Origin of the sequence: Streptomyces sp. NRRL B-24085 (assembly GCF_001282115.1) — a bacterium.
GTDB lineage: Bacteria > Actinomycetota > Actinomycetes > Streptomycetales > Streptomycetaceae > Streptomyces.
Genome location: NZ_LJBR01000401.1, coordinates 1 through 6,536 on the forward strand (window position 1 = coordinate 1; position 6,536 = coordinate 6,536).

Genomic DNA, 6,536 nt, shown 5'->3' on the forward strand with positions numbered 1-6,536 from the left:
GCGAACGCGATCCGGGTGCCGTCCGGCGACCAGGCGGGGCCGCGGTCGTCCCAGGGGCCGTCGGTGAGTTGACGTACCTCGCCGCCGTCGGGCCGCAGCGTCCACAGGTGGAAGCCGCCGCCGCGGTAGGCGCACACCACGAGGCGGCTGCCGTCGGGCGAGAACTGCGGTCGGGTGGGTTCGAGGCCGGGCGGGGTGAGCGGGACCGCGGCGCCGCCGGTGCGCGGGATCGACCAGAGCAGGTTCTGCACTTCGGCGATCAGCCGGTCGCCGGCCGGGGAGAGCGTCGCGGAACCGCCGGTGGCGGCAGTCAGGGTGAGCGTGGCCGGGCGGGAGGCAGCGGCCGAGGCGGTCGGGCCGGCGGCCGCTACGGCGCCGGCGGTGACACCGGCGGCCTGGAGGAATCTGCGGCGGGAGAGCGGGCCGGGCCAGTAAGTGTCGGGTGTGCCGTGGACGTCCAAGGGAGCCTCCAGTGCGCGCGGGTGGGGTGCCGGACGACAGGGGCCCTTCCCCGCGGGGACCGGCCCTGCGCCCGGACGCCGGGTCCGGGGGCGGTTTTTCGCCCCCGGACATCAACCCGTCAGCTCACAGTCCGTCACGCACCATCGCGGCGACGATCCGCACGTGGCGGTCGGCCGCCGTACCGGAGAACTCGTTCTCGTAGTTCAGGCCGTAGGGCCAGAAGTGCCCGCCGCCGGTGGACAACTTGGCCGAGGAACCGTCGTACTGACGGACCAGGGCACCGGCCTGGGCGCCGGTCCAGGTGCCGCTGCCGCCCAGGGAGGACCAGCCCTGGCCGGTGCTCACGCCGATGGTGTGGGCGATCTCGTGCAGAGCGGTCCGCTCGGTCATGCAGCTGCGGTCGGCGCCGAAGCGGACCCGCTCCAGGGTCCAGGTGATGGTGGACCGGGCTGACGCTGCCCCAGCGCCCGGATCAGCGCACGAGACAGGGACGTTTGGCGTCGAAGGTCCAGTCCTCGACCAGGTACCGCATTCCCACGGCGTCGTCCCGCCCCGACGAGGCGACCTTCTCGTGCAGTTCCTGCGCCGCGAGCAGCCGGTCCATGTCCAGTCGGACCCCGAGGCCGGGCGCGTCCGGGACGGCGACCTCGCCGCCGACGATCCGCTGCGGTTCGACGGTGAGCCGTTCCATGCCCTCCTGCCAGATCCAGTGGGTGTCGAGGGCGTTGTACTCGCCGGGGGCGGCGGCACCGCAGTGGGTCATCATCGCCAGCGAGATGTCGAAGTGGTTGTTGGAGTGGCAGCCCCACGTCAAGCCCATGGCGTGGCACAACTGGGCGACCCGTACCGATCCCTGCATGGTCCAGAAGTGCGGGTCGGCGAGCGGGATCGACACCGACTGAAGGGCGAGCGCGTGGGTCAACTGCCGCCAGTCCGTGGCGATCATGTTGGTCGCGGTGGGCAGCCCGGTGGCACGGCGGAACTCGGCGAGGATCTCCCGGCCCGAGTAACCGCCTTCCGCACCGCAGGGATCCTCGGCGTAGGCGAGCGTGCCGACGAGCGGACGGCACAGCTCGACCGCCTCGCGCAGGGACCATGCGCCGTTCGGGTCGAGGGTGATCCGCGCGTCGGGGAACCGTTCCTTGAGGGCGCGTACGGCCTCCACCTCCTCGCTGCCCGCCAGGACACCGCCCTTCAGCTTGAAGTCACGGAAGCCGTAGTGGTCGTAGGTGGCCTCGGCCTGCCGGACGATCGCCTCCGGGGTCAGCGCCTCCTCGCGCCGAACGCGGTACCACTCGACGTCCGCGCCGGGTTCACGGACGTAGTCGAGGTCGGTGCGGTCCGGGTCGCCGACGTAGAAGAGATAGCCCAGGACCCTTACGGCGGCGCGCTGTTGGCCGTCGCCCAGCAGGGCGGCGACGGGGACGTCGAGGTGCTGGCCGAGCAGGTCCAGCAGCGCCGACTCGACGGCGGTGACCGCGTGCACGGTGGTGCGGAGATCGAAGGTCTGGGCGCCGCGGCCGCCCGAGTCGCGGTCGGCGAAGGTGTCGTGGATCGCCCGCAGCACCCGCTTGTAGTCGCCGACGCGGGCGCCGACGACCAGGTTCTCGGCGTCGCGCAGGGTCTGGGTGATGCGGTCGCCGCCCGGCACCTCACCGAGGCCGGTGCGTCCCTCGGAGTCCTCCAGGACGACGACGTTGCGGGTGAAGAAGGGGGCGTGGGCGCCGGAGAGGTTGAGGAGCATGGAGTCCCGGCCGGCCACCGGGTGGACGGAGAACTTCGTGACGACGGGCTGGCTCATTGCGGGGCGGTGTCCTTCCGGTGGGTCTGGGGGAGGTCAGAGCGGAGGGCGTCGGACGCAGGGGGCGGCAGGCACAGACGCCGAGGACGGCAGGCGTGTACGGAGGTCAGACCTCGCGGACGTGGGATCGCGGACTCGGACTTTGCGCACGTCGGACACCGGAGACGCCGGACAGCGAGGACGCCGTACATCGCGGACGTCAGACATTGAGGGCGTCCAGCACCTGTTCCAGGACCAGTACACCGCCGAGGCCCAGGATCGCGAGGACGGTGGTGTAGGTGGTACGCGCCTTGATCGCGTCGATGACGGACAGGTTGAAGTACTCCTTGAACATCCAGAATCCCGGGTCGTTGACGTGCGAGAACGCGATCGACCCGCAGGAGACGGCGAGCACCATGACCTCGGCGTGGACACCACCGCCCGCGAGCAGCGGCAGGGCCACGCCGGAGGCGGTGACGACGGCGACGGTCGCGGAGCCGAGGGCGATGCGCAGGATGGCCGCGATCAGCCAGGCCAGGATGACCGGGGAGACGGACCAGCCGTCGGTCGCGTCCTTGATGTAGTCGGATATGCCGCCCTCGACCAGGACGTTCTTGAAGGCGCCGCCCGCCCCGATGACCAGCAGGATCATCGCCATCGCCTGGGCGGCCTCCTTGCACGAGGTGCTGACCTCCGCGAGGCTGCGCCCCATCCGCGGCCCGAACACCCACACGGCGACGAGCAGGGTGAGCAGCAGGGCGATGGGCGCGGAGCCGATGAACGCGACGAAGTGCAGTCCGGCGCTGTCCCCCGAGGTGGCGAGGTCGGTCACCGCGGCACCGGCGATCAGCACGACGGGCAGCAGGGCCACCGCCAGCGACCAGCCCATGCCGGGCATGTCCTCCTCCTCGAAAACCCGCTCGCTGACCAGCCCTTTGGGGATCTCGGGGTTCATCCGCCGGATGAACGGCAGCCGCGGCCACAGCAGCGCGATGAACGCGCCGACCGGGACGGCGATGAACAGGCCGTAGAACAGGGTGAGTCCGACGGAGGCGTGGAAAGTGGCCGCGACGGCCGTGGGGCCCGGGTGGGGAGGCAGGAAGCTGTGCATGGTGGACAGGGCGATCGACATCGGCAGACCCACCCAGAGCAGGTTGGCCCGCGTGACCCGGACGAGGGTGAAGGCGACCGGCACGATGATGACGAAGGCCACCTCGTAGAACATGGTCACGCCGATCAGCATCGCGGAGAGCACCATGGCGACCTGCACCCAGCGCGGACCGCACACGTCGAGGAGCCGGCCGGCGATCCGTTGGGCGGCGCCGGAGTCCCCCATCACCCGGCCCACCATGGCGCCGAGCCCGATGGTGAGCATGGTGTCGCCGATCTGGTCCCCGATCCCCTCGGAGAGGACGTCCGGGATGTCCTCCAGGCCGATGCCCTGGACCAGGGCGACCCCCACGGCGACCAGGAGGAGGGCGGCGAAGCCGTTCAGTCTCAGCTTCGTCATCAGAAAGAGCAGGACGAGGACGCTGATCCCGACCACGACGAGCGGCATGTGTCAGTTCTCCCTTGAACTGGCGGTCCGATGAGGCGAGTTCACCGGAGCACCCGGTAAGCCACCGGGGAGTCACTCGGTTGAACGCTATCCTCATACGAAAACATCGTCTACATATGAGGACGGAGGCTAGATGGATGGATCACCGACGGTCAATGGGTCAGCGGGAATCGCCTTGCGATCGCCCCATGTCGCAGCCCGGCGCACACCCGAGCACAAGTCGGCGGTCCGCACCGTGGCGGTGCTCGAACCGCTCGCCGCACAGCGATGGCGACTTGCCGCACCGACGGCGGCGGGGGGCTCGGGCTCCTCTTCATCGCCCACAACCCCCACCGCGCCCACGTGGTCGACGACCACTTCGGCGTGCTGCGCCCGGGCACCAGGAAACCGTCCGCCGCCCGCGACCCGATCACCCAGTCGGAACTCGAAGGCGAAGCGAGAGGGAGAGATGAACCAGCAGGTGAGCCCCCGACCGCTCTCCCCAGCCCAGCAGGGGGTGTCCAGGGCCGCATCCTGGCCTGGGACACCCAGGACCTCCGCCCGCCCTACTCCCCCGCCGGCGGAACCCCCCGGCTCCTCCTGACGAGTCGAAGCCCGGCGACGATCCGGTACACGCCGTACGCCAAGGGGCCCCACACCACGGCGTAGACGCCCCCGGCCTGGACCTGCCCGAACGTGACGACGGCGACGAGCAGGCCCCCGATGCACCAGGCCGCGCCGAACTCGATCGAGCGCCTGCCCCTCGTCTCCTCTGCGGCCCGTTGCTCCGGGCACACGCCACTCTGCACGGCGGACGAACTCCCGCGCGGCCGTGCACCGTTGTACGTCAATCCGGTTCCCGAGTCGATGGTGCCCGGGCCGGTCGGACGGTCCCCCGCGCCATCCGACCGGCCGTCGGTTGTGCCAGCGGGACGCTATCGGCCCGCCACTGGTGCCGTCTTGGAAGAATCTGCACTCCCGGAGAGGGCCACCGCCCCCTCCACCCGGCGCGAGGCCACCATCCGTCCGGGCGTGGTCCCGGCGATGGCCCGGAACTCCCGGTTGAGATGGGCCTGGTCGTAGAACCCGCAGGCCATGGAGATCTCGGCAAGGCTCGCCGCCCCGCGCCCCAGCAGCGCCACGGCGTGACGGAAGCGCAGCACCCGGGCGGACGCCTTGGGGGTGAGCCCGACCTGCTGGGTGAACCGGCGGGTCAAGTACCCCTGGCTCCAGCCCACTTCATCGGCGATCCGAGCGATCGGGATCGCGCCCGCGCTGCCGGCGAGCAGGTGCCAGGCGTGTCCCACCTCGGGCGCGGGCCGCGGGCCGTGTTCGAGCCGGGCGAGCAGCGCCGCGTCGAGCAGGTCGAACCTGGCGGCCCAGTCCGGTGTGGCCGCCATCCGCTCCACCAGCACGCCGGCGTCGGGCCCCAGGACGTCCCGGATCTCGACGGTCAGGTTCGTCAGCTCGCTCATCGGCATGCCGAACAGCCGGTACGCGCCCAGGGGCGTGAACTCCACCCGGATCGCCTCCTGGCCACCGGGGTGCGTACAGATCGCGGGCCGGTCCTCCAGCCCCACCACCAGCGACCCGATGCTCCCGCTTCCCCCGCCCCGCACACCCAGCCGCCGCACCTGCGTGAACGGCTCCGCGAGGCTGATCAACAAGGTCGCGCGCCCGGTCGGCACCAGCCGGGCCTCGTACGGTGTGGCCACCGCCTCCCAGTAGCCGACGTAGCTGCGCAAGTACGGCCGCAACCCCGGATGCCAGGGCCTGGTCACCCGCCACAACCCACCGAGCCGTGCGACCTCGACCGCACCGACGACACCGATCTCCCCCACCGTCCCCGCGCGCGTCCTCGCCCCCGCCGTGCCGTCACGTGCGCCGAGAACCACTTGATGCGCTCCTTCCACCCCGAGGAACCGAAGGAACCGGAGCAGCTGACGGAATCAACGCCAACCGCCCGACGGTTCCATCACCTCAAGCATCCAACGCCCCCGCCCCCGACTCACGAGTAACCGGGTGAAGTTGACATGCAGAAGCGTGCAGATCCGATGGCGACGCCCCTGGCGCCCCTCCACCGCTCACCCGAACACCCTTGCCCACAATCGAGCGCGCGCCTACGCTGATTTTGTGCCGCTAATAAACAAAACGCGAACACGTATCGCCGGGCCGGACAACTCCCTCACCCGACTCCGTATCGTCCTCACCGTCTTCTTCGCCCTCGACGGCTTCGTCTTCGCCGGGTGGGTCGTCCGTATTCCCGCGATCAAGGAGCAGACCGGCGCCTCCGCCAGCGCCCTCGGTCTCGCTCTCCTCGGTGTCTCGGCCGGCGCGGTGATCACCATGATGCTCACGGGACGGCTGTGCCGCCGCTACGGCACCCACCGGGTCACCGTCGTCTGCGCCGTCCTGCTCTCCCTGAGCGTCGCCCTGCCTCCGCTCACCCACTCCGCGCCCGCCCTCGGTGCCGTACTGCTGGTCTTCGGGGCCGCGTACGGCAGCATCAACGTCGCGTTCAACAGTGCCGCCGTCGATCTCGTGGGCGCGCTGCGGCGGCCGATCATGCCGAGCTTCCACGCGGCCTTCAGCCTGGGCGGCATGCTCGGTGCCGGGCTCGGCGGGCTGGTCGCCGGGGCCCTGTCGCCCACACAGCACCTCCTCGGGCTCACCGTGACCGGTCTGCTCGTCACCGCCGTCGCGGGCCGGACCCTGCTGCGCATCCAGCCCCCGGCCCCCACCGAGGACACACCGCGC

6 protein-coding genes and 1 pseudogene are annotated in these 6,536 nt (G+C 71.0%); 1 reads left to right on the forward strand and 6 read right to left on the reverse strand.

The window, feature by feature from the left end:
* From AOJ26_RS34565 to AOJ26_RS34590, 6 genes and pseudogenes are all read right to left on the reverse strand, one after another.
* A partial coding sequence (locus AOJ26_RS34565; protein WP_159044456.1) for a TolB family protein occupies nt 1–461 on the reverse strand: 461 nt, incomplete at its 3' end.
* Between the two features lie 124 nt (nt 462–585).
* Nucleotides 586–879: pseudogene (locus tag AOJ26_RS34570) on the reverse strand (hypothetical protein); the annotation flags it as partial.
* 55 nt (nt 880–934) lie between these two features.
* Nucleotides 935–2,263 carry an enolase C-terminal domain-like protein gene (locus tag AOJ26_RS34575; protein WP_053852321.1) on the reverse strand — a complete coding sequence of 443 codons (1,329 nt, stop codon included), beginning with the start codon at nt 2,261–2,263 and terminating at the stop codon, nt 935–937.
* Between the two features lie 199 nt (nt 2,264–2,462).
* Nucleotides 2,463–3,800 (reverse strand): gluconate:H+ symporter, encoded by a 1,338-nt coding sequence (locus tag AOJ26_RS34580; protein ID WP_053852322.1) that lies wholly within the window; start codon nt 3,798–3,800, stop codon nt 2,463–2,465.
* 545 nt (nt 3,801–4,345) lie between these two features.
* On the reverse strand, nt 4,346–4,588 hold the full coding sequence (locus AOJ26_RS34585) for a hypothetical protein (protein WP_053852323.1): 243 nt from the start codon (nt 4,586–4,588) through the stop codon (nt 4,346–4,348).
* 126 nt (nt 4,589–4,714) lie between these two features.
* On the reverse strand, nt 4,715–5,674 hold the full coding sequence (locus AOJ26_RS34590) for a helix-turn-helix domain-containing protein (RefSeq protein WP_234358744.1): 960 nt from the start codon (nt 5,672–5,674) through the stop codon (nt 4,715–4,717).
* A gap of 238 nt (nt 5,675–5,912) precedes the next feature.
* Between AOJ26_RS34590 and AOJ26_RS34595 the strand changes: the two genes are divergently transcribed.
* A partial coding sequence (locus AOJ26_RS34595; RefSeq protein ID WP_234358745.1) for an MFS transporter occupies nt 5,913–6,536 on the forward strand: 624 nt, incomplete at its 3' end.